We start from the raw sequence: 21,457 nt of genomic DNA, 5'->3' as shown, positions 1-21,457 counted from the left end.
AGAGATCCTCTCTTAGTTAGTGTTCGCGGCGTTCTGTGCCAGATCGCTGTCGGCGCTCAATTCGCGCACGGCGATGTAACGTTCGCTGCGACGGGTGCGATCCAGCACCTGCCCTACCAATTGACCACAAGCTGCGTCGATGTCTTCACCACGGGTGGTGCGCACGGTGACGTTGAAACCGGCCTGGTGAAGCTGATCCTGGAACCGGCGGATGGCGTTGTTGCTCGGCCGCTCGTACCCGGAATGCGGGAACGGGTTGAACGGAATCAGGTTGATCTTGCATGGAATATCTTTGAGCAGCTCGATCATTTCCACGGCGTGCTCAAGCTTGTCGTTGACGTCCTTGAGCAAGGTGTACTCGATGGTCAGCACACGTTTCTCGCCAAGGGCGGACATGTAGCGCTGGCACGACTCGAGCAGCATCTTAAGCGGATATTTCTTGTTGATCGGCACCAATTGGTTACGCAATGCGTCATTCGGTGCGTGCAGGGACAACGCCAGGGATACGTCGATGTGCTTGGCCAGCTCATCGATCATCGGCACCACGCCCGACGTGGACAGGGTCACGCGGCGCTTGGAGATCCCGTAGCCCAGGTCATCCATCATCAGATGCATGGCGGCCACGACGTTATCGAAGTTCAGCAGCGGTTCGCCCATGCCCATCATCACCACGTTGGTGATGGCGCGGTCGATGGTAGCCGGAACACTGCCGAAGGATTTGTTGGCAATCCACACCTGACCGATGACTTCGGCGGCGGTGAGGTTGCTGTTGAAGCCTTGCTTGCCGGTGGAGCAGAAACTGCAGTCCAGGGCACAGCCTGCCTGGGACGAAACGCACAGAGTGCCGCGTTTTCCCTGGGGAATGTAAACGGTCTCGACACAGCTGCCGGACGCCACGCGCACCACCCACTTACGGGTGCCGTCGCTGGAAATGTCCTCGCTGACCACTTCGGGACCACGAACCTCAGCAACAGCCTTGAGCTTCTCGCGCAAGGCCTTGCTGACGTTCGTCATGGCGTCGAAATCATCGACGCCAAAGTGGTGAATCCATTTCATTACCTGACCGGCACGGAAACGCTTCTCCCCGATTGAGTCGAAGAATTTTTCCATTTCCGGCTGGGTCAGACCCAGCAGGTTGGTTTTAACAGTCGATGTCGTCATGGATTCACCTTCACTCTTAAGCCAATGCTTAGCGAGTGGTTACTTCAGTAGCTGCGAAGAAGTAAGCGATTTCGCGAGCAGCAGCGGCTTCGGAGTCCGAACCGTGAACGGCGTTGGCGTCGATCGATTCAGCGAAGTCAGCACGGATGGTGCCTGGAGCAGCTTCTTTAGGGTTGGTAGCGCCCATCAGCTCACGGTTGCGAGCGATGGCGTTTTCGCCTTCCAAAACCTGAACGACAACTGGACCCGAAGTCATGAAGGCAACCAGGTCGCCGAAGAAACCACGAGCGCTGTGCTCAGCGTAGAAGCCTTCGGCTTCGGCTTTGGACAGTTGCTTCAGTTTCGAAGCTACAACGCGCAGGCCAGCGTCTTCGAAGCGAGTGGTGATCTTGCCGATCACGTTTTTAGCAACGGCGTCAGGCTTGATGATGGAGAAAGTACGTTGAACAGCCATGGTGTAACTCCAGAAACGGTAATTTGCGAAAAATTAAACCCGCGAATTATACGCGGGTTCTTGGGTATTGCCTAACCTGCGAGGACGATCAGTCCAATTCTTCGGCCCAGAGAGTCTGAACCGCCTCCAACACCTTCTCGCCAACACGACCAGAGGTATTGTCGAAATCCGGCAGCTCTTTGATCCATTGCTGCAGGTCGACGAAATTGACAGAAAACGGGTCTACACCCGGTTTGGCTTCCGCCAGCTCTTCTGCAATACGTTGAACATCATTCCAACCGTAGCTCATGACAGTCTTACCAGTCAGTGCGGCGCTTCGGCCGCATGGTTAAGCGAATATTTCGGAATTTCGACGGTGATGTCTTCTTCACCGACGATCGCCTGACAGGCCAGGCGCGACTGGGCTTCCAGGCCCCAGGCACGATCAAGGAAATCCTCCTCCAACTCGTCGGCTTCTTCCAGCGAGTCAAAACCCTCGCGGATGATGCAGTGACAAGTGGTGCAGGCGCAGACGCCACCGCAGGCGCTTTCCATCTCGATGTGGTGCTCGTGAGCCAGTTCGAGGATCGACGTGCCAGGCGCAGCGTCAACGACCATGCCTTCAGGGCAGAACTTCTCGTGGGGCAGAAAAATGACCTGGGGCATCAGATATCCTCGATTTCATTCAGATTGCGCCCGGACAGAGCGGCTTTCACCGTCTGATCCATACGACGGGCTGCAAAAGCATCGGTCACTTGCGACAGACGCTTGGTCTGCTGCTCGATGGCGTAACCATCGGTACCTTTCATCAGTTCGGTCAGTTCCTGCACTTGCAACTCGATGACCATGCGCTCTTCGGCGTCGAGCAAACGCTCGCCATCCGCCTCCAGAGCGCCCTGCACCGCTTCGATCAGGCGCTGGGCATCGACCTGCTGCTCGCGAAGAACGCGCGCGACTTTGTCGTCATTGGCGTGCTGGAACGAATCTTTCAGCATCTTGGCGATTTCGCCGTCGGTCAGGCCGTAGGACGGCTTGACCTGAATGCTCGCTTCAACGCCAGAACCCAATTCTCGGGCAGAAACGCTGAGCAGACCGTCGGCATCGACCTGGAAGGTCACGCGAATTTTCGCCGCACCGGCCACCATCGCCGGGATGCCGCGCAATTCAAAGCGAGCCAGGGAGCGGCAATCGGAGATCAACTCACGCTCGCCCTGCAATACGTGGATCGCCATCGCCGATTGGCCGTCTTTATAAGTGGTGAAGTCCTGGGCACGCGCGACGGGGATAGTGGTGTTACGCGGAATCACCTTCTCCATCAGGCCGCCCATGGTTTCCAGCCCCAGGGACAGCGGAATCACGTCGAGCAACAGCAGTTCGCCGCCATCGCGCTTGTTGCCGGCCAGCGTATCGGCCTGGATCGCGGCACCGATGGCCACCACTTGATCCGGGTCGATTTCGGTCAGCGGTTGACGACCAAAGGCTTCGGCGACGGCTTCGCGAACACGTGGAACGCGGGTCGAGCCACCGACCATGACCACAGCGTGCACGTCTTCCAGCTCGACGCCGGAATCGCGCACGGCGCGGCGGCAGGCTTTCAGGCTGCGAGCGACCATTGGCTCGATCAGCGCATCGAAGGCGTCGCGGGTCAGCTGTGCTTTCCAGTCGCCGTAGGCAACTTCAACACTGTCGACATCAGTAAGGGCTTCTTTGGCTGCGCAGGCGGCTTGCAGCAGACTACGCTGTGCGCCCGGATCGAGGTCGGCGGACAAACCGGCGCTCTCGATGATCCAGCCGGCAATCGCGTGATCGAAATCATCGCCGCCCAGCGCGCTGTCGCCGCCGGTTGCCAAGACTTCGAAGACACCGCCAGTGAGGCGCAGAATCGAAATATCGAAGGTGCCACCGCCCAGATCGTAAATGGCGACCAGGCCTTCGGCATGCTGATCCAAACCGTATGCCACCGCCGCAGCGGTCGGCTCGTTGAGCAGACGCAACACGTTCAGACCGGCAAGTTTCGCCGCGTCCTTGGTAGCCTGGCGCTGAGCATCGTCGAAATACGCCGGAACGGTGATCACCGCGCCCACCAGCTCACCGCCAAGGGTGGCTTCGGCGCGCTGACGCAATACTTTCAGGATATCGGCGGAGACTTCGACCGGGCTTTTCGGGCCCTGCACGGTGTCGATGAAAGGCATGTGCGATTCGCCGCCGACAAAGCGGTACGGCAGTTGATCGCCCAATTGCTTGACGTCGGACAGACCACGACCCATCAGGCGCTTGACCGACAGCACGGTATTCAGGGGATCGGAGGATGCGGCCAGCTTGGCTGACTCGCCGACTTCGACGCGATCGGCGTGATAACGCACGGCGGAAGGCAGGATGACCCGCCCTTCGGCGTCGGCCAGCGGCTCGGAAAGACCACTGCGCAACGCAGCGACCAGCGAATTGGTAGTGCCCAAGTCGATCCCCACAGCCAGACGACGCTGGTGCGGTTGAGGACTTTGGCCGGGTTCGGCGATCTGCAGTAGGGCCATCGTGATCAGGACTTATCTGTATATCAGGCGTGCGACCGGAGCGGCACTGGGTTAATCGTCGAGGCGCTCTTCTAACTGGCGCACTTCGTAGGTGAGCTTGTCGAGGAACTGCATGCGCCGCATCAGGCGTTCGGCCTGCTCGCGTTGCGCTGCATCATCCCAACAGGCTGCGAAGCTTTCGTTGAGCTCTTCCTGGGCGGTTTTCAGGCGACGCTTGAACGCCGCGACACCGTCCAGATCGGCACTGTCCTGCAGATCTTCGAGCTCTTCGCGCCATTGCATCTGCTGCAAAAGAAACTCGGGATCGTGAACAGTAACCTCCATCGGCACTTCATGCCCGCTGATAGTCAGCAGGTAGCGTGCGCGCTGGGCCGGACTCTTGAGCGTCTGGTAGGCATCATTGAGCCGCGCAGACTGTTCGAGCGCCGACCGCTGCTCTCGCTCGGAAGCATCGGCAAAGCGGTCAGGATGAACGCCGCGCGCCAGCTCGCGATAGCGCGTGGCCAACTGCTCAAGATCCAGACGGAAGCCCGGTTGCAGCTCGAATAAAGCGAAATGACAAGGAATACCCACGACAAGCCTCAGATGTTGAAGCTTTCGCCGCAGCCACATTCACCGCGTACGTTGGGGTTGTTGAACTTGAAGCCTTCGTTCAACCCTTCCTTGACGAAGTCGAGCTCGGTGCCGTCGAGGTAGGCCAGGCTCTTCGGGTCGATGATCACTTTTTCGCCGTGACTCTCGAACACCTGATCTTCTGCAACCACCTCATCGACAAACTCCAGCACGTAGGCAAGGCCGGAACAGCCCGTGGTGCGAACACCCAGACGAATCCCTTCACCCTTGCCGCGCCCGTCGAGGGAGCGCCGCACGTGTCGAGCAGCCGCTTCTGTCATGCTGATAGCCATCGTTGACTCCTTACTCGTCGCCAAATCTTGAAAGTCAGATCAAGCCTTTCTTCTGCTTGTAATCGCGAACGGCGGCCTTGATGGCGTCTTCAGCGAGAACCGAGCAGTGGATTTTCACTGGCGGCAGGGCCAGTTCTTCGGCCAGCTGAGTGTTCTTGATGGTTTCAGCTTCGTCCAGGGTCTTGCCCTTCATCCACTCGGTAGCGAGGGAGCTGGAGGCGATAGCCGAACCACAGCCGTAGGTCTTGAACTTGGCGTCTTCGATAACGCCCTGATCGTTGACCTTGATTTGCAGACGCATCACGTCGCCGCACGCCGGAGCGCCGACCATGCCGGTGCCGACATCAGGATCTTCCGCATTCATCTTGCCGACGTTGCGCGGGTTTTCGTAGTGGTCGATGACCTTTTCGCTGTAAGCCATGATTCTCAATCCTCACTCATCAGGGCCGCTCTTGAGACCCTGCAACTGCGCTGCGTAAACCGCCGCGTCGCTACAGGATCTGTATCCGGCGGCTTCTATATTTAGTGTGCCGCCCACTCGATCTTCGAGATATCGACGCCGTCTTTGTACATGTCCCACAGCGGCGACAGAGCGCGCAGCTTGGTAACGGCCTCGCAGACTTTCTGCGCGGCGTAATCGATTTCTTCTTCGGTGGTGAAGCGGCCGAAGGTGAAACGGATCGAGCTGTGTGCCAGTTCGTCGTTGCGGCCCAGGGCGCGCAGTACGTACGAAGGCTCAAGCGACGCCGAGGTGCAGGCCGAACCGGACGAAACCGCCAGATCCTTGAGCGCCATGATCAGCGACTCGCCTTCAACGTAGTTGAAGCTCAGGTTCAGGTTGTGCGGAACGCGGGCGGTCAGGCTGCCGTTGACGTACAGCTCTTCCAGGTGCTCGACCTGCTTGTAGAAACGGTCGCTCAACGCCTTGATACGGACGTTTTCGGCAGCCATGTCTTCCTTGGCCACACGGAACGCTTCGCCCATGCCGACGATCTGGTGGGTCGCCAGGGTACCGGAACGCATGCCGCGCTCGTGACCGCCGCCGTGCATGGTCGCTTCGATGCGCACACGCGGCTTGCGGCTGACGTACAGCGCGCCGATGCCTTTAGGGCCGTAGGTTTTGTGAGCGGAGAACGACATCATGTCGACTTTCAGTTTCTGCAGGTCGATCTCGACCTTGCCAGTGGACTGAGCGGCGTCGACATGGAACAGGATGCCCTTGGAACGAGTCAGCTCGCCGATGGCGGCGATGTCGTTGACGGTGCCGATTTCGTTGTTCACGTGCATCACCGACACCAGGATGGTGTCTTCGCGCAGCGCGGCTTCGATCATGGCCGGCGTGATCAGGCCATCTTCGGTCGGATCGAGGTAGGTGACTTCGAAACCTTCACGCTCCAGTTGGCGCATGGTGTCGAGGACAGCCTTGTGCTCGATCTTGGAGGTGATCAGGTGCTTGCCCTTGGAGGCGTAGAAATGTGCCGCACCCTTGATTGCCAGGTTGTCGGACTCGGTGGCACCGGAGGTCCAGACGATTTCACGCGGGTCGGCGTTGACCAGATCGGCCACCTGACGACGGGCGTTTTCGACGGACTCTTCGGCTTTCCAGCCGAACACGTGGGAACGGGACGCCGGGTTACCGAAGTTTCCGTCGACCAGCAGGCATTCACTCATTTTTTGCGCAACGCGCGGATCGACCGGGGTGGTCGCAGAGTAATCAAGGTAAATCGGCAATTTCATGGACTATCTCCTAAATCAGGCTGGCTGGCGTGCCGCGAGCTCTCTGGCTGTCATTCGACGGCGGACGCTTCAATCTTGTCCAGGCGCGGCGCCTTGCCATTGCAACGACGCTGATCCTGACGCTGGGCCACTTCCTGTACCTCACGGCGAGTTACGAGGTCGGCCAAGCTGATACCGCTGAGAAATTCGTGAATCTGCAGGCTCAGGTCGCACCACAGGTGGTGGGTCAGGCAGGTGTCACCGGAGTGGCAGTCGCCCTGGCCCTGGCATTTTGTTGCATCGACCGATTCGTTCACCGCATCGATCACCTGAGCCACCTGGATGCCCTGCATGTCGCGGGACAACTGGTAGCCACCGCCCGGACCGCGAACACTGGAAACCAGGTTACTGCGGCGCAGCTTGGCGAAAAGCTGTTCGAGATAGGACAGGGAGATGCCTTGGCGCTCGGAGATATCGGCCAGGGACACCGGCCCGTGTTGCGCGTGCAACGCCAGGTCAAGCATGGCGGTCACGGCGTATCGGCCTTTTGTAGTCAGTCGCATGGACAATTACCACGGAGTTCGGAATGGGCGGGAGTATGCAATTCCCGAGCATTTAAGTCAACTATAAGACCTAGTGCTTTAGTCGGGTTTACCCGCAAAAGAGCGCGCGAATGATAGCAGGGTCTGCGGCCTAATGGCACACCGGTTGGCAGCAGCCCTGCAAGTGCGTCAGTGGAGCTTGGATTCGTCCTTACCCTTGACGCAGGCGAAGTCTTCTTCACGCAGCTCGGGCAGATCTTTCGCACAGTAATTACTGCCCAGATCCTTCAGCGCACCGCACATCCCCTCCAGACGCCCATCCACCGCTTGCAGGTGATCGAGCAACTGGCCGATGGCGCGCGCCACCGGGTCGGGCATGTCTTCGCTGACGCCATAGGCATCGAAGCCGATCTTCTCGGCCATCGCCTTGCGCTTGGCGTCGGCCTCATCATCGGACTTGACGATGATCCGCCCCGGAATCCCCACCACGGTGGCACCCGGAGGCACTTCCTTGGTGACCACGGCATTGGAACCGACCTTGGCACCGGCACCCACAGTGAACGGACCGAGCACCTTCGCGCCCGCTCCCACCACCACGCCATCGCCGAGGGTCGGGTGACGCTTGCCCTTGTTCCAGCTGGTACCGCCGAGCGTCACGCCCTGATAGATCGTCACGTCATCGCCGATTTCAGCGGTTTCGCCGATCACAATGCCCATGCCGTGATCGATGAAGAAGCGTCGACCGACCTTGGCACCCGGATGGATCTCGATCCCAGTCAGCCAGCGACCGAAGTTCGACACCAGTCGCGCCAGCCATTTCAGATCGTTGCGCCAGAGCATGCCGGCCAGTCGATGAATCCAGATCGCATGCATGCCGGGGTAGCAGGTCAGGACTTCAAAAGCGTTACGCGCCGCCGGGTCTCGGTGGAATACGCTCTGGATATCTTCACGCAAACGCTCGAACATCATTAATCCTTCCGCTTAAGGAGCTCGCCACGGGCCGCTTTCTGGGTTTCCGTGAGGATGCCACGCAAAATATTCATTTCCGCCCGGCTGACCGAGCTGCGTCCGTACAACCGGCGCAGGCGCGCCATCAAGTGCCGCGGCTTTTCCGGATCGAGAAATTCGATGGCCACCAGGGTCTGCTCCAGGTGTTCATAGAACCGCTCCAACTCATCCATGGTCGCAAGCTCTGCGCTTTTCACGGAGGCCACTTCTTCCTTCTCGATCTTGGTCGGCTGACCTTGTGCAGCCAGCCACGCCATGCGCACTTCATAGCTCAACACCTGCACCGCCGCCCCGAGGTTCAGCGAGCTGAACTCAGGATCCGAGGGGATGTGCACGTGATAGTGACATCGCTGTAGCTCGTCATTGGTCAGGCCGGAATCTTCACGACCGAACACCAGCGCGATTTCCGCGCCCTGCCCGGCCTCCTCGACCACTTTGGTCCCGCACTCGCGTGGGTCCAGCAATGGCCAGGGAATGCGCCGGTCACGGGCACTGGTGCCGAGCACCAGATTGCAACCGACCAGGGCGTCTTCCAAGGTGGCGACGACTTGCGCGTTTTCAAGGATGTCACCGGCACCGGAAGCGCGGGCATCGGCTTCGTGATGCGGAAAGACGCGCGGATCAACCAGCACCAAGCGTGACAGGCCCATGTTTTTCATGGCGCGCGCGGTCCCGCCGATGTTTCCCGGATGGCTGGTGTTGACCAGGACGACACGAATATTTTGCAGCACGGCGGGCGCTCTCGGACTCGGCAAAGGGGTGCAAATCTTACAGAACAGCCTACCGTTAAGCTATGAAAGCGAACAGCGACCTTCACCTGAAGAAAAGTTCTGATAGAATGCGCGGCTTTCTTTAACAACCTTAGGTGACACATCCATGCAGCCCATGCTGAATATCGCGCTGCGCGCCGCCCGCAGCGCCAGTGAACTGATCTTCCGCTCCATCGAGCGCCTGGATACCATCAAGGTCGACGAAAAAGACGCCAAGGATTACGTATCCGAGGTCGATCGCGCCGCCGAACAGAAAATCATCGACGCCCTGCGCAAGGCTTACCCGAATCACTCGATCATGGGTGAAGAGACCGGCCTGCACGCCGGCACCGGCATCGAAGGCGAAGAATACCTGTGGATCATCGATCCGCTGGACGGCACCACCAACTTCCTGCGTGGCATTCCTCACTTCGCTGTCAGCATTGCCTGCAAATACCGTGGTCGCCTGGAACACGCCGTTGTTCTGGATCCGGTTCGCCAGGAAGAATTCACCGCCAGCCGTGGTCGCGGCGCTCAACTGAACGGTCGTCGCCTGCGTGTCAGCGGTCGTACCAGCCTGGACGGCGCTCTGCTCGGTACCGGTTTCCCATTCCGTGACGACCAGATGGACAACCTCGACAACTACCTGGGCATGTTCCGCGCCCTGGTTGGCCAGACTGCCGGCATCCGCCGCGCCGGTTCGGCGAGCCTGGACCTGGCTTACGTGGCCGCCGGCCGTTTCGACGCGTTCTGGGAGTCGGGCCTGTCCGAGTGGGACATGGCTGCTGGCGCCCTGCTGATTCAGGAAGCAGGCGGCCTGGTGAGCGACTTCACCGGCGGTCACGATTTCCTTGAGAAGGGCCACGTCGTTGCCGGCAACACCAAATGCTTCAAGGCAGTTCTGACGGCGATCCAGCCGCACCTGCCGGCCTCGCTGAAGCGCTAAGCGTTTCGCGAAACCAAAAAAAACACCCTTCGGGGTGTTTTTTTATGGGCATGAAAAAGCACCCCGAAGGGTGCTTTTTTTATAAGCCGTCAACCAGTCACTGGCCCGGCTCGTTCTGCGACAGGATCAGCTTGCCTTCCTTGTCGACCGGGATCTGGTTGCCCGGATCACGATCCATCCGCACCTTGCCTTCCTTGCCGTCCAGCGAATACCGGACGTCATAGCCCACAACCTTGTCGCTGATGTCATTCACCGTGTTACAGCGAGTCTGAGTCGTGGTGTAGGTATCACGCTCCTGCATACCCTCCTGAACCTTGTTACCGGCGTAACCACCACCGACCGCACCGGCCACCGTGGCAATCTTCTTGCCGGTGCCGCCGCCGATCTGGTTACCCAGCAGACCACCTGCCAGCGCACCGACCACGGTGCCGGCAATCTGGTGTTGATCTTTCACCGGCGCCTGCCGGGTCACTGTCACATCCTTGCACACTTCACGTGGAGTCTTGATCTGTGTTTTGACCGGTTCTACGGCCAGCACTTGCGCATACTCAGGGCCGCTTTTAACCAGGCTGTAGGTGGCAACAGCACCCCCGGCAGTCACACCGACAGCACCCAATACCGCACCAACCAGCAACGACTTGTTCACATGAACCTCCTGACCATCACATGCGGGACGCGCCCGCGCTTCTCCCAGCCTTGGAGCAAAAAAAAAGACGCGAGTTCAACTCGCGTCTTTTTTGACTGACAACCGGGAAAACGATGGCCGTTATGGACGGTCGTCGACTTCCTTCTCGGTGTTGACCGGCGGAATCAGATCTTCGGTCGACAGGTTCAGCCAGATCAGCACCACGTTGGCGATGTAGATCGACGAGTAGGTACCCGCCAGAACACCCACCAGCAGCGCCAGGGAGAAGCCGTACAGGTTGTCACCGCCGAAGAACAGCAGCGCCGCGATCGCCAGCAAGGTCGAAACCGAGGTCGCGATGGTCCGCAGCAAGGTCTGCGTGGTCGAGATGTTGATGTTCTCGATCAGCGTGGCCTTGCGCAGAACACGGAAGTTCTCACGCACCCGGTCGAACACGACGATGGTGTCGTTGAGCGAGTAACCGATGATCGCCAGTACCGCCGCCAGCACCGTCAGGTCGAAGGTGATCTGGAAGAACGACAGGATACCCACAGTCACGATCACGTCGTGGATCAGCGACACGATGGCGCCGACCGCAAACTTCCACTGAAAGCGGAAAGCCAGGTAGATCAGGATGCCGCCGAGCGCCAGCAGCATTCCAATGCCGCCCTGGTCGCGCAGCTCTTCACCGACCTGCGGGCCGACGAACTCGACGCGCTTGACGGTCGCCGGGTTGTCGCCGCCGACCTTCTGCAGCGCTTCCGCCACCTGATGGCCCAGCTGCGGGTCTTCACCCGGCATGCGCACCAGCAGATCGGTGGTCGCGCCGAAGTTCTGCACCACGGCTTCGTGATAACCGGAAGAAACCAGTTGCTCGCGCACCTTGGTGACATCGGCCGGACGCTCGTAGGTCAGCTCGATGAGCGTACCGCCGGTGAAGTCCAGACCCCAGTTCATGCCCTTGTGGAACACACTGAAGATTGCCAGCAAGGTCAGGAATACGGTGACGCCGAACGCAAAGTTGCGGACGCCCATGAAGTTGATTGTACGTAACATGGCAGCCCCTTAAATCCACAACTTCTTGAAGTCACGACCGCCGAAGATCAGGTTGACCATCGCGCGGGTGACCATGATGGCCGTGAACATCGAAGTCAGAACCCCGAGGGACATGGTGACTGCGAAGCCCTTCACCGGGCCGGTGCCCATGGCGAAGAGGATGCCGCCGACCAGCAAGGTGGTCAGGTTGGCGTCGAGAATCGCAGTGAATGCCCGACCGAAGCCTTCGTTGATTGCACGCTGCACGGTCATGCCGGCGGCGATCTCTTCACGAATCCGCGAGAAGATCAGTACGTTGGCGTCGACCGCCATACCCATGGTCAACACGATACCGGCGATACCCGGCAGGGTCAGCGTGGCACCCAGCAGCGACATCAGCGCCAGCAGCAGCACCATGTTCACCGCGAGTGCGACGGTGGCGATCAGGCCGAAGAAACGGTAGATGGCGATGATGAACAGCGAGACGAACAGCATGCCCCACAGCGATGCATCGATACCCTTGGTGATGTTGTCCGCACCGAGGCTCGGGCCGATGGTGCGCTCTTCAGCGAAGTACATCGGAGCAGCCAGACCACCGGCACGCAGCAGCAGCGCCAGTTCGGACGACTCGCCCTGGCCGTTCAGGCCGGTGATACGGAACTGCGCACCCAGCGGCGACTGAATGGTCGCCAGGCTGATGATCTTCTTCTCTTCCTTGAAGGTCTGCACCGCGACGTCTTTCTCGACGCCGTCGACCACTTGCTTGGTGTAAGTGGTGACCGGGCGCTGCTCGATGAAGATCACCGCCATGCTGCGACCGACGTTGCTGCGGGTCGCACGGCTCATCAGCTCGCCACCATGGCCATCCAGACGGATGTTCACTTCAGGAGTGCCGTGCTCACCGAAGCCGGCCTTGGCGTCAGTCACCTGGTCACCGGTGATGATCAGGCCACGCTCGATCTGGGCAGGAGGACGATTGCCTTCGCGGAATTCGAAAGTTTCGGAAGTGGCTTTCGAAGCACCCGGCTCTGCAGCCAGACGGAACTCCAGGTTAGCCGTCTTGCCGAGGATACGCTTGGCTTCGGCAGTGTCCTGCACGCCCGGCAGCTCAACCACGATACGGTTGGCGCCCTGACGCTGGACGATCGGTTCGGCAACACCCAGCTCGTTGACGCGGTTACGTACCGTGGTCAAGTTCTGCTTGATGGAGTATTCACGGATTTCCGCCAGCTTGGCCGGGGTCATCGCCAGACGCAGCACCGGTTGACCGTTGAGGTCGGCCGGAACAATGTCGAAATCGTTGAAATTCTTGCGGATCAGCGCGCGGGCCTGTTCGCGGGAATCGGCATCGCTGAAGCCCAGCTGAATGGCGCCATTGAGTTGCGGCAGGCTGCGATAACGCAGTTTCTCTTTGCGCAACAGGCTCTTGACGTCGCCTTCGTAGACTTTCAGGCGGGCGTCGAGGGCTTTGTCCATGTCCACTTCCAGCAGGAAGTGCACACCACCGGACAAGTCCAGACCCAGCTTCATCGGGTGCGCGGCCACGCTGCGCAGCCATTGCGGGGTGGTTTGTGCCAGGTTCAGCGCGACGACGTAGTCATCACCCAATGCCTTGCGGACAACGTCCTTGGCCGGCAGCTGGTCTTCAGCCTTGGTCAGACGGATCAGACCGCCCTTGCCGTTCGCAGCCAGGCTCGAAGCCTTGACGTTGATCCCGGATTCCTTGAGCGCGGTGCTCACGCGATCCAGATCGGCCTGATTGACCTGCAGAGCCGTGCTGGCGCCGCTGATCTGAATGGCCGGGTCATCGGGGTATAGATTCGGAGCGGAATAAATCAGACCGATCGCCAGCACCGCCAGGATCAGAATGTATTTCCACAGAGGATATTTGTTCAGCATCACGCCGCCCGTTATGAACGCGGGGCGCCTTGCGCGCCCCGTCGATTGAGTAGAAGTTGGAACCTTAGATCGCTTTCAGCGTGCCTTTTGGCAGCGTGGCGGCGATGGCGCCCTTCTGGAACTTCATTTCCACGGTGTCGGAAACTTCCAGAACCACGAAGTCATCGGCCACTTTGGTGATCTTGCCGGCGATGCCGCCAGTGGTAACCACTTCGTCGCCCTTTTGCAGGCTGCTCAGCAGGTTCTTCTGCTCTTTGGCGCGCTTGGCCTGTGGACGCCAGATCATCAGGTAGAAGATGACCAGGAAGCCGACCAGGAAAATCCACTCGAAGCCGCCGCCCATAGGCGCTGCAGCCGGTGCAGCCGCGTCAGCCATGGCATTAGAGATAAAAAAGCTCATTTAGCACTCCAGTTGCAAATGTTGAATCTTGGGGTCAGAAAACTCAGTCCAAAGGCGGAACGGGAAGCCCGCGTTTGGCGTAGAAGGCATCGACAAAGGCGGCCAATGTACCCTGTTGAATAGCCTCGCGCAAACCAGCCATCAGCACCTGATAATGGCGCAAATTGTGGATGGTATTGAGCATGCTGCCGAGCATTTCGCCGCACTTGTCCAGATGATGCAGATAAGCGCGGGAGAAGTTCTGGCAGGTATAGCAATCGCAGGTCGGATCCAGCGGCGAATCATCATGGCGATGGAACGCGTTACGGATCTTCAGCACGCCTGTATCAATGAACAGATGCCCGTTGCGGGCATTACGGGTTGGCATCACGCAATCGAACATGTCCACACCGCGGCGCACACCCTCAACCAGATCTTCCGGTTTGCCAACGCCCATAAGGTAACGAGGTTTGTCAGCCGGCATCATGCCCGGCAGGTAGTCCAGCACCTTGATCATTTCGTGCTTGGGCTCGCCCACCGACAGACCGCCGATGGCCAGGCCGTCGAAACCGATCTTGTCCAGGCCTTCCAGCGAGCGCATGCGCAGGTCCTGGTGCATGCCGCCCTGAACGATGCCGAACAGCGCTGCCGTGTTGTCGCCATGGGCATTCTTCGAACGCTGAGCCCAGCGCAGCGACAGCTCCATGGACACACGGGCGACGTCTTCGTCAGCCGGGTACGGGGTGCATTCGTCGAAGATCATCACGATGTCGGAGCCCAAGTCGCGCTGGACCTGCATCGATTCTTCCGGGCCCATGAACACTTTCGAGCCGTCGACCGGAGAGGCGAAGGTCACGCCCTCCTCCTTGATCTTGCGCATGGCGCCGAGGCTGAACACCTGGAAACCGCCGGAGTCGGTCAGAATCGGGCCTTTCCACTGCATGAAATCGTGCAGGTCGCCGTGCTCCTTGATCACTTCCGTACCCGGGCGCAGCCACAGGTGGAAAGTGTTGCCCAGAATGATCTCCGCGCCGGTGGCGACGATGTCACGCGGCAACATGCCCTTGACCGTGCCGTAGGTGCCCACCGGCATGAAGGCCGGGGTCTCGACGGTGCCACGAGGGAAGGTCAGACGACCACGACGGGCCTTGCCATCGGTGGCAAGCAGCTCGAACGACATACGACAGGTGCGACTCATACGGATTCCTCTGGGCCGCGGGGAGCGGGATTACGGGTGATGAACATCGCATCACCGTAGCTGAAAAAGCGGTATCCGTTGTCCACGGCGGCTTTGTAGGCGGCCATGGTTTCCGGATAACCGGCGAACGCCGAAACCAACATCAACAGCGTGGACTCGGGCAAATGGAAATTGGTGACCAGGGCATCGACCACATGGAACGGCCGGCCGGGGAAGATAAAGATGTCGGTGTCGCCGCTGAACGGCTTGAGTACGCCATCGCGGGCGGCGCTCTCCAGCGAACGCACGCTGGTGGTGCCGACAGCGATGACGCGACCGCCACGCTCACGGCAAGCGGCGACGGCATCGACCACGTCCTGACCGACTTCCAGCCATTCAGTGTGCATGTGGTGATCTTCGATCTTTTCGACACGCACCGGCTGGAACGTGCCGGCGCCGACGTGCAGCGTGACGAACGCCGTCTCGACACCCTTGGCGGCGATCGCTTCCATCAGCGTCTGATCGAAATGCAGCCCGGCGGTCGGTGCCGCCACCGCGCCGAGCTTCTCGGCATACACGGTCTGATAGCGCTCGCGATCCGAACCTTCGTCCGGGCGGTCTATATAAGGAGGCAACGGCATGTGCCCGACGCGATCGAGCAGCGGCAGCACTTCTTCGGCAAACCCCAGCTCGAACAGCGCATCGTGACGCGCCAGCATCTCGGCTTCGCCGCCGCCGTCGATCAGGATCTTCGAACCCGGTTTCGGCGACTTGCTGGAACGCACATGGGCCAGCACGCGGTGGGTATCGAGCACGCGTTCGATGAGGATTTCCAGCTTGCCGCCGGAGGCCTTCTGCCCGAACAGGCGCGCCGGAATCACCCGGGTATTGTTGAACACCATCAGATCGCCGGGGCGCAAATGCTCCAGCAGATCAGTGAATTGACGGTGTGCCAGGGCGCCGCTGACCCCATCCAGGGTCAACAGGCGACTACCGCGACGCTCGGCCAAAGGATGGCGGGCAATCAGCGAATCAGGAAGCTCGAAGGTAAAGTCAGCAACGCGCATGATGGGGTTCGTCTAGCAGGGCCGGAAAGTCTAGCGGAAATATCGAAAATTGACCATGAAACGTGATTGACCAACGGTAGGCACCTCTCTATACTTCGCCGCCATTGAGCCCTGATGGCGGAATTGGTAGACGCGGCGGATTCAAAATCCGTTTTCGAAAGGAGTGGGAGTTCGAGTCTCCCTCGGGGCACCAAAATTAGAAAAGGTCTTGCTTAGCAAGGCCTTTTTTTTCGTCTGTCGGAAAGTGCCGTCGGGCCTCCGGCGAGATCCCACACAGGTTCACCCCATGGAAACGTCACTGGAAACCGTCGCCCTGTTCTCCCTCAAACTCGCGTACGAGGAAGAAGGCCTGAGCCCGATTCTGCGCGATGACATGGTCATGGGCGACTATCAGAAGGATGTGTTCGAACTGCTGGTGCGCCGGGGTGATGTCGAGACGATCCAGTTCAAAATGAACGAGTGCCTGACGCTGGCGATGGATGCGTTGGGTGGCGTCGAGAAACCGCTGGGGCGGGAACTGCACAAGTTGTCGGCCGACTTCCGCCAGGCGCAATCGCTGGAGCAACTGGATCAGCCGCTCCTCGCGCTCAAGGGTTATTTGAAGGACATTCTTTAAGCTACGCAGATGAAGAAAGTGGCGCGAAGCTTCTATTTTGATATCTTGCCGTCCACTCGCTAGAGGCCTGTCAACCGCCTCTGTCATCGCGCACTCGGGAATAAACCAAAATGGATGCTGTGTTGTGCTTGCTGGTGATGGCTGGAACCTGGCTATGGGTGGTGAAGCAACGAGGTGAGTGGAACCTGTTGCTGGCCAACCTTGCCGGCGCCGGAAGTGGTGTGGTTACCGGCATTGTGTTCACGCTGATTTACGACGCAGTCATTGGTACGTCGATGGCGACCCCCAACCTGAATCGCAGTCTGGTGGTGTTCCTCACCAGCGCGGGTGTTCTGGCGGGGGTATGGCTTTGGATTGCCAATCGCCGCCAACCCGAACACCCGGTCGCACGTCAGTTGCTCGGCGCGGTGTGTGGCCTGGCTGCCGGCATGGCGACCCTGATGTTTCTCGCGGTGAATTATTTCCCCCACACGTGACAGGACGGCGTGACTGTTTTGCAGTCAGCGCCGAGCCTTCAACACACGAATATCCGTCGCAAACCCATCCGCACCGACAATCTTCTTCCAGCCCACATACTGAAACTCGCCCCGCTCATCGATGTAATCGCCCTTCTCCACCGATCTGCCGCCGACGATCGCCACGCGCTTTTCCTCGCCACACCCGCCATCCGACGGCCGCACGGTGTAGATCACATACGGCTTCACATACTGCGTGGCGCGAAAGTATTGGCCGCAGACTTGATCGACGGTAATCAGCATGGTTTTCAGGCGGGCTTCGCCGTCCATGTCTTCGTGAAGTTTGAGGAAGGAGATTTCGCCGACATCGCTGTAGCCGAGTGAACGGGCGCGTTGGTATTCGGGGGAGTTCTGGTGGGCGATGCGGCCTTGCTCGGCGGCCTGGTTCATTCTGTCGGCGAACTCGGCTTTGCCACGGGCAATCATCGCATCGGCCTCGGCCGCCACGTTTTCGCATTGAGCGAATTCCCCGGAGGCGAGGTATTGGGGAGGCAGGTTTGGGCGGTGTTCATTCATGCTCCCCTGACTGTTCTCCAGATCGCCCATCACCTCAAAGGCACCGGGCACGCGACCGCTTTGGACGTCGGCCATTTTTTCCTGCATGCGCTGACAGTTGGCGAGGTAATACTTCCAGCTGTTTTCCGGGTGCTCTTTCCAGGCGGCGAATGCCGGGGTCAGCGTGGTAGCAAAGACGAACACACAAAACAGACGGCAGGTTTTGAGAGCAGGCATGAGTAGTCCATTACGGAGATGAAGTCAGTGGCGCGACGCTACTATTTTGCTATCTTGCCGTCCACTGTCGACCAAGGTGCCAAGGGCCTGATCAACACCGATTCCGAAGGAAGAATGCGATGGAAATAGCCGTTATGTTTTTTGCCTGGGCGGCCATGTGGGTATGGGTTGTCAGGCAGCGTGGTGCCTGGAATCTGATCCTCGCCAATATGCTCGGTGCCGCCAGCGGCATGATGGTAGGCGTGGTGGTCTCGGAGTTTTACATTCGCTTGTTCGGGGCGGACCGGCCGCCCATACCCGGGCTCATGGGCACAGTGCTGCAGATGCTGACAACCGCTGCGGCGCTGGTGGGTGTATGGATGCTGGTATCCCATCGATCGCAGGTCGAACATCCTGTTGCGCGTCAGCTACTGGCAGGCCTTTGCGGCACCGTGGCCGGCCTGACAACATTCATGTTTTTTGCACTCAAATAATTTTACCGGCGTTGAATGCGATGGTTGCTGTAGCAGCGGATGTCTATTTTGCTATCTTGCCGCCCATCTCAGCACTGCGAGCGCTGAATTCAGGTTTTGCAGGTTTAAGGAAAGGATCGAATGGAGTTTCTGCGTTTTCTGGCATTTGTCGCGGCCTGGGGTTTCATGTGGCGCTGGGTGGTGAAAAACCGCGGCAGCTGGAATCTGTTTTACGCCAACCTGGTCGGTGTCGCGGGCGGTTTCATTGTTTCGATGGTGGTGCTGGCGATCACTTTTTCACTGTTCCCGTCGGCGCATCGCTACGAAGCCGCGCAGACTGCAAACGTCGTGGCACAGCAGCAAGCCGAGCCGACCTCGTTGCTGCCGGAAGCCGAGGCGGTTGCAAGCCCTGCTGCGCTGAAAGATGCGCCGGTGTTTGCCGCTATCGAGCCGGACAACAAGCCCTCTCCAGCGGATTCCGCGTTGTTGCCGAACTATGCCAGTCGCGCGCCGAAGTCGATGTCGGTGCAATCCGTGATCGACCAGAGTGATGATGAGGGGCGCAAGGCCCTGACGGCGCTGAGCAAAAAACTGCGCGCCGACGCGCAGGGCGACAAGTCGATGCTCGCGTATGTCATGTGCAGCCCGTTCGTGACCAGCACCTTGCGCTTCCCCGCCTCTGCCCGGTTTGCTGACAGCAAAAGCCTCACGCCGCAGCGCTTCAAGGATCAGGTTTACTCCTTCAGCAACACCGTCACCGCGCGGAACATGAATGGCGACGACGTGACGTACCGCTTCGACTGCTCCGTACAGGAACAGCCAAGCGTCGACGCGACACCTGCCGAATGGCGCCTGTTGGCGCTGAAGCTGGAAAAAACAGGCTCTTAAGCCTGATTTAAGGGTTCGAGGCGCCGGCTGCGCTATCATCGCCGGCCTGTGCGCCTTGAGCTTTTCCCCTGATGCCTCCGACACCTGATGACCTGAGCCTGCTGCCCGCTATTCTGGCCGGGCCGTTGCTGCGACGGCTGGAGCCAACGCGCTTAGTGCTTTGGCTGGTGGGCAGCCGCGAGCTGTCGCTGACCCTGCGCCTGCAAGGCGTAGGAGACATTCCACTGGGTGCAGGTAAATGCACGATCATTCCGGTAGGCTCCCGGGCGTTTGTTCACCTGATCGACGTTCCGCTGGAAACCGCCCTGCCCTGCGACACCCGCATCGACTACGACCTGTTGATCGATGGCTTGCAGCCCATCGCCGAATGGGCGCCACACCTGCTCTACGACGACGCCACCTGCCCGAACTTCGTCCTGCGCTCGCGCATCGACCAGTTGCTCCACGGTTCCTGCCGCAAACCCCATCACCCGGCCGCCGACGGCCTGCTCTGTGTTGACCGGTTGCTGGCCGCCGAAACCGATCCGCAGCAACGTCCCGCCCTGTTGATGATGAGCGGTGATCAGGTTTACGCCGACGATGTGGCCGGTCCGATGTTGCGGGCGATTCACGCCCTGATCGAGCGCCTCGGCCTGTTCGGTGAGCACCTCGAAGGCGCGGTGGTCAGTGACAGCGCGAAACTCTACGAACACCCGGCCAGCTACTACCACCGCGCGGATTTGCTGCCGGCACTGGAAAGCAACGAGACATTGCGCGAGCGTTTCTTCGGCGGTGCGCGCAAACCGATTTTCACCAGCAGCAGCGCCGACAATCACCTCGTGACCTTCGCTGAAGTCATGGCGATGTATTTGCTGGTGTGGTCGCCAACGCCCTGGGCGCTGGTCAATCCGCAGCCGCCAGCGCTGACGCCGGAACGCCTCAAGCGCTATGCCCTCGAACAGACCCGCATCGACGGGTTCAAGGCCGGCCTCGGCCAGGTGGCCCGGGCCTTGGCGCATTTGCCGAGCCTGATGATCTTCGATGACCACGACATCACCGACGACTGGAACCTGTCCGCGCAATGGGAGGAAACGGCCTACGGCCACCCGTTCTCCAAACGCATCATCGGCAACGCGCTGATCGCCTACATGCTGTGTCAGGGTTGGGGCAACAATCCGGATGCATTCAGCGCTGTACTGGAGAAAACCCGAGGCCTGAGCGCCAGCGGCTATGACCGCTATCTCGACGCTCCCGTGCAGGACGAATTGATTGAGGAACTGCTGCGCTTTCAGCAATGGCATTTCGTAATGCCAACCAGCCCGGCACTGGTGGTGCTCGACACCCGAACCCGACGCTGGCGCAGCGAAATGGCGCTCAAGCAACCGTCGGGTTTGCTGGACTGGGAAGCATTGAGCGAACTGCAGCAGGAACTGCTCGACCATCCTTCGGCGATCATCGTTTCGCCGGCGCCGATCTTCGGCGTGAAGCTGATCGAAACCGTGCAGCGAGTTTTCAGCTGGTGCGGTTATCCACTGCTGGTGGACGCGGAAAACTGGATGGCCCATCGCGGCGCCGCCCAGGTGATCCTGAACATTTTCCGACACTCACGTACACCGGGCAGTTACGTGGTGCTGTCAGGCGACGTGCATTATTCCTTCGTCTACGAAGTCCTGATCCGACACCGCAAGGCCGGGCCGCGCATCTGGCAGATCACCAGCAGCGGCATCAAGAACGAATTTCCCCCGACCCTGCTGGAATGGTTCGACCGTCTCAACCGCTGGCTCTATTCACCGCGCTCGCCACTCAACTGGCTGACCAAACGCCGCCGCATGCGCATCGTCCCGTACGTGCCGGAACACGCCGAAGCGGGTGAACGGTTGTGGAATTCGGCGGGGATCGGTCAGGTATTTTTCAATCATCAGGGACAGCCGAGCGACATCATCCAGCACAACGCGAACGGCGCACCGAAGACCCGGATGCTGGCGCCGGATTTGTCGGACTACCCTGATTAGAAAAATCTCACGTAGACAGTGAGAGGGATGGCAGGCTCGTCGGAATCAGCTTACAGAAGACCCAGAAACGTCTTGATGGGACTTCGGTGA

The 21,457-nt window shown here is 59.6% G+C and carries 25 protein-coding genes and 1 tRNA gene; 7 read left to right on the top strand and 19 right to left on the bottom strand.

Annotated features, from left to right (window positions below; genetic code table 11):
* Nucleotides 1-12: 12 nt before the first annotated feature.
* From rlmN to trmJ, 12 genes are all read right to left on the bottom strand, one after another.
* Entirely contained in the window at nt 13-1,161 is a 1,149-nt protein-coding gene (rlmN, locus tag ACKUG4_RS25840) for a dual-specificity RNA methyltransferase RlmN (RefSeq protein WP_007964428.1), read from the bottom strand.
* A gap of 28 nt (nt 1,162-1,189) precedes the next feature.
* Nucleotides 1,190-1,615, bottom strand: coding sequence for a nucleoside-diphosphate kinase (gene ndk, locus ACKUG4_RS25835; RefSeq protein ID WP_039765715.1), 426 nt, complete (start codon nt 1,613-1,615; stop codon nt 1,190-1,192).
* An 88-nt stretch (nt 1,616-1,703) separates the two neighbouring features.
* On the bottom strand, nt 1,704-1,904 hold the full coding sequence (gene iscX, locus ACKUG4_RS25830) for a Fe-S cluster assembly protein IscX (protein ID WP_008084655.1): 201 nt from the start codon (nt 1,902-1,904) through the stop codon (nt 1,704-1,706).
* A 14-nt stretch (nt 1,905-1,918) separates the two neighbouring features.
* Nucleotides 1,919-2,260, bottom strand: coding sequence for an ISC system 2Fe-2S type ferredoxin (gene fdx / locus ACKUG4_RS25825; protein WP_007956685.1), 342 nt, complete (start codon nt 2,258-2,260; stop codon nt 1,919-1,921).
* The gene (gene hscA / locus ACKUG4_RS25820) at nt 2,260-4,125 is read right to left on the bottom strand and encodes a Fe-S protein assembly chaperone HscA (protein WP_445435112.1); all 1,866 of its coding nucleotides are present in this window, start codon (nt 4,123-4,125) and stop codon (nt 2,260-2,262) included. Before hscA ends, fdx begins: the two co-directional genes overlap by 1 nt.
* Before the next feature lie 51 nt (nt 4,126-4,176).
* Nucleotides 4,177-4,698, bottom strand: a complete 522-nt coding sequence (gene hscB, locus ACKUG4_RS25815) for a co-chaperone HscB (RefSeq protein ID WP_007956687.1) — start codon at nt 4,696-4,698, stop codon at nt 4,177-4,179.
* Nucleotides 4,699-4,706: 8 nt separating this feature from the next.
* Nucleotides 4,707-5,030 (bottom strand): iron-sulfur cluster assembly protein IscA, encoded by a 324-nt coding sequence (gene iscA, locus ACKUG4_RS25810; RefSeq protein WP_003227904.1) that lies wholly within the window; start codon nt 5,028-5,030, stop codon nt 4,707-4,709.
* A 34-nt stretch (nt 5,031-5,064) separates the two neighbouring features.
* Entirely contained in the window at nt 5,065-5,451 is a 387-nt protein-coding gene (gene iscU / locus ACKUG4_RS25805) for a Fe-S cluster assembly scaffold IscU (RefSeq protein ID WP_003227907.1), read from the bottom strand.
* Between the two features lie 101 nt (nt 5,452-5,552).
* Entirely contained in the window at nt 5,553-6,767 is a 1,215-nt protein-coding gene (locus tag ACKUG4_RS25800; RefSeq protein ID WP_064599246.1) for an IscS subfamily cysteine desulfurase, read from the bottom strand.
* A 50-nt stretch (nt 6,768-6,817) separates the two neighbouring features.
* The gene (gene iscR / locus ACKUG4_RS25795; protein WP_007956690.1) at nt 6,818-7,309 is read right to left on the bottom strand and encodes a Fe-S cluster assembly transcriptional regulator IscR; all 492 of its coding nucleotides are present in this window, start codon (nt 7,307-7,309) and stop codon (nt 6,818-6,820) included.
* Nucleotides 7,310-7,477: 168 nt separating this feature from the next.
* On the bottom strand, nt 7,478-8,254 hold the full coding sequence (cysE, locus tag ACKUG4_RS25790; RefSeq protein ID WP_007956691.1) for a serine O-acetyltransferase: 777 nt from the start codon (nt 8,252-8,254) through the stop codon (nt 7,478-7,480).
* Between the two features lie 2 nt (nt 8,255-8,256).
* Entirely contained in the window at nt 8,257-9,027 is a 771-nt protein-coding gene (gene trmJ, locus ACKUG4_RS25785; RefSeq protein WP_007956692.1) for a tRNA (cytosine(32)/uridine(32)-2'-O)-methyltransferase TrmJ, read from the bottom strand.
* 145 nt (nt 9,028-9,172) lie between these two features.
* Here trmJ and suhB point away from each other — a divergent pair, with 145 nt between their 5' ends.
* Nucleotides 9,173-9,991, top strand: a complete 819-nt coding sequence (gene suhB, locus ACKUG4_RS25780; protein ID WP_007941397.1) for a type III secretion system regulator SuhB — start codon at nt 9,173-9,175, stop codon at nt 9,989-9,991.
* 97 nt (nt 9,992-10,088) lie between these two features.
* Here the strand turns inward: suhB and ACKUG4_RS25775 are convergent, their stop codons facing one another.
* The 6 genes from ACKUG4_RS25775 to queA form a co-directional block, all read right to left on the bottom strand.
* Nucleotides 10,089-10,637, bottom strand: coding sequence for a glycine zipper 2TM domain-containing protein (locus tag ACKUG4_RS25775; RefSeq protein ID WP_007956693.1), 549 nt, complete (start codon nt 10,635-10,637; stop codon nt 10,089-10,091).
* A 120-nt stretch (nt 10,638-10,757) separates the two neighbouring features.
* Nucleotides 10,758-11,672, bottom strand: a complete 915-nt coding sequence (secF, locus tag ACKUG4_RS25770; RefSeq protein WP_445435111.1) for a protein translocase subunit SecF — start codon at nt 11,670-11,672, stop codon at nt 10,758-10,760.
* A 9-nt stretch (nt 11,673-11,681) separates the two neighbouring features.
* Nucleotides 11,682-13,550 carry a protein translocase subunit SecD gene (gene secD, locus ACKUG4_RS25765; protein ID WP_039765691.1) on the bottom strand — a complete coding sequence of 623 codons (1,869 nt, stop codon included), beginning with the start codon at nt 13,548-13,550 and terminating at the stop codon, nt 11,682-11,684.
* A 64-nt stretch (nt 13,551-13,614) separates the two neighbouring features.
* Nucleotides 13,615-13,950, bottom strand: coding sequence for a preprotein translocase subunit YajC (gene yajC, locus ACKUG4_RS25760; protein ID WP_007956696.1), 336 nt, complete (start codon nt 13,948-13,950; stop codon nt 13,615-13,617).
* A 43-nt stretch (nt 13,951-13,993) separates the two neighbouring features.
* Nucleotides 13,994-15,109, bottom strand: coding sequence for a tRNA guanosine(34) transglycosylase Tgt (gene tgt, locus ACKUG4_RS25755; RefSeq protein ID WP_161794909.1), 1,116 nt, complete (start codon nt 15,107-15,109; stop codon nt 13,994-13,996).
* A gap of 14 nt (nt 15,110-15,123) precedes the next feature.
* Entirely contained in the window at nt 15,124-16,173 is a 1,050-nt protein-coding gene (queA, locus tag ACKUG4_RS25750; RefSeq protein ID WP_443578484.1) for a tRNA preQ1(34) S-adenosylmethionine ribosyltransferase-isomerase QueA, read from the bottom strand.
* A gap of 108 nt (nt 16,174-16,281) precedes the next feature.
* Between queA and ACKUG4_RS25745 the strand changes: the two genes are divergently transcribed.
* From ACKUG4_RS25745 to ACKUG4_RS25735, 3 genes are all read left to right on the top strand, one after another.
* Nucleotides 16,282-16,366, top strand: a tRNA-Leu gene (locus ACKUG4_RS25745).
* A 93-nt stretch (nt 16,367-16,459) separates the two neighbouring features.
* A complete protein-coding gene (locus tag ACKUG4_RS25740) occupies nt 16,460-16,789 on the top strand; it encodes a hypothetical protein (RefSeq protein WP_445435110.1) in 330 nt (109 codons plus the stop codon).
* A gap of 110 nt (nt 16,790-16,899) precedes the next feature.
* Nucleotides 16,900-17,265 carry a hypothetical protein gene (locus ACKUG4_RS25735; protein ID WP_085649338.1) on the top strand — a complete coding sequence of 122 codons (366 nt, stop codon included), beginning with the start codon at nt 16,900-16,902 and terminating at the stop codon, nt 17,263-17,265.
* Between the two features lie 24 nt (nt 17,266-17,289).
* On the opposite strand, the gene ACKUG4_RS25730 is transcribed toward ACKUG4_RS25735, so the two are convergent.
* Complete coding sequence (locus ACKUG4_RS25730; protein ID WP_064599255.1) at nt 17,290-18,036, bottom strand: hypothetical protein; 747 nt, start codon at nt 18,034-18,036, stop codon at nt 17,290-17,292.
* Between the two features lie 119 nt (nt 18,037-18,155).
* Between ACKUG4_RS25730 and ACKUG4_RS25725 the strand changes: the two genes are divergently transcribed.
* The 3 genes from ACKUG4_RS25725 (at nt 18,156) to ACKUG4_RS25715 (ending at nt 21,367) form a co-directional block, all read left to right on the top strand.
* Nucleotides 18,156-18,509 carry a hypothetical protein gene (locus ACKUG4_RS25725; protein WP_082934444.1) on the top strand — a complete coding sequence of 118 codons (354 nt, stop codon included), beginning with the start codon at nt 18,156-18,158 and terminating at the stop codon, nt 18,507-18,509.
* 120 nt (nt 18,510-18,629) lie between these two features.
* Nucleotides 18,630-19,376 carry a hypothetical protein gene (locus ACKUG4_RS25720; protein WP_445435109.1) on the top strand — a complete coding sequence of 249 codons (747 nt, stop codon included), beginning with the start codon at nt 18,630-18,632 and terminating at the stop codon, nt 19,374-19,376.
* A 71-nt stretch (nt 19,377-19,447) separates the two neighbouring features.
* Nucleotides 19,448-21,367 carry an alkaline phosphatase D family protein gene (locus tag ACKUG4_RS25715; protein ID WP_445435108.1) on the top strand — a complete coding sequence of 640 codons (1,920 nt, stop codon included), beginning with the start codon at nt 19,448-19,450 and terminating at the stop codon, nt 21,365-21,367.
* The last annotated feature ends 90 nt before the right edge of the window (nt 21,368-21,457 follow it).

Origin of the sequence: Candidatus Pseudomonas auctus (assembly GCF_048654275.1) — a bacterium.
GTDB lineage: Bacteria > Pseudomonadota > Gammaproteobacteria > Pseudomonadales > Pseudomonadaceae > Aquipseudomonas > Aquipseudomonas pharyngis.
Note: the sequence above shows the minus strand (reverse complement) of the source record. Positions and strands in the feature narration are given on the sequence as shown.